Origin of the sequence: Burkholderia sp. HAN2018 (assembly GCF_024704855.1) — a bacterium.
Classification (GTDB): Bacteria; Pseudomonadota; Gammaproteobacteria; order Burkholderiales; family Burkholderiaceae; genus Burkholderia; species Burkholderia cepacia.
This window is the reverse complement of the sequence record NZ_QOBB01000558.1, coordinates 1-614: the sequence shown is the minus strand read 5'-3', so window position 1 is coordinate 614 and position 614 is coordinate 1. Positions and strand designations below refer to the sequence as shown.

General features: G+C 67.4%; 1 protein-coding gene. It reads left to right on the top strand.

Annotated elements, in window-relative coordinates; genetic code table 11:
* Window positions 1-614: DUF3108 domain-containing protein (locus DPV74_RS41765; RefSeq protein WP_162923360.1), on the top strand; the 614-nt coding region annotated here is incomplete at both ends.

Genomic DNA, 614 nt, shown 5'->3' with positions numbered 1-614 from the left:
CAGCGCCGCCGGCGCCACGACACCGGGCCCCGCGACGAACGGCGTGAAGTTCATCGCGCCGCCCTCCGGCGACCTGCAGTACGACACGTTCTACAACGGCATGCAGAACATGATCGGCACGATCCACTGGCGTACCGACGGGCGCACCTACGACCTGTCGGTGTCGATGCCCGTGCCGTTCGTCGGCCCGTTCTCCTATCGCAGCGAAGGCCGCATCGACGCGTTCGGCGTCGCGCCCGACCGTTATGTCGAGAAGCGCGGCAAGCGTCCGGAAGACATCGCGATCTTCAATCGCGAGATCCGGCAGGTCGTGTTCACGCGCACGCCGAACAACGCACCGTTGCCCGACGGCATACAGGACCGCTTCAGCATGCTGATGCAGCTGTCGGGGCTCGTGCGCGGCAATCCGTCCGCGTACAAGCCGGGCGTCACGCAGCAGTTCTTCGTGATCGACAACAACAGCGGCGAGACCTGGCCGATCACCGTGATCGGCGACGAGCAGGTGCAGACGCAGGCCGGCATCATCGGCGCGCGGCACTTCATGCGCCTGCCGCGGCGCGACGGCGACACGCGCCGCATCGACATGTGGCTCGCACCGTCGCTCGGCTGGCTGC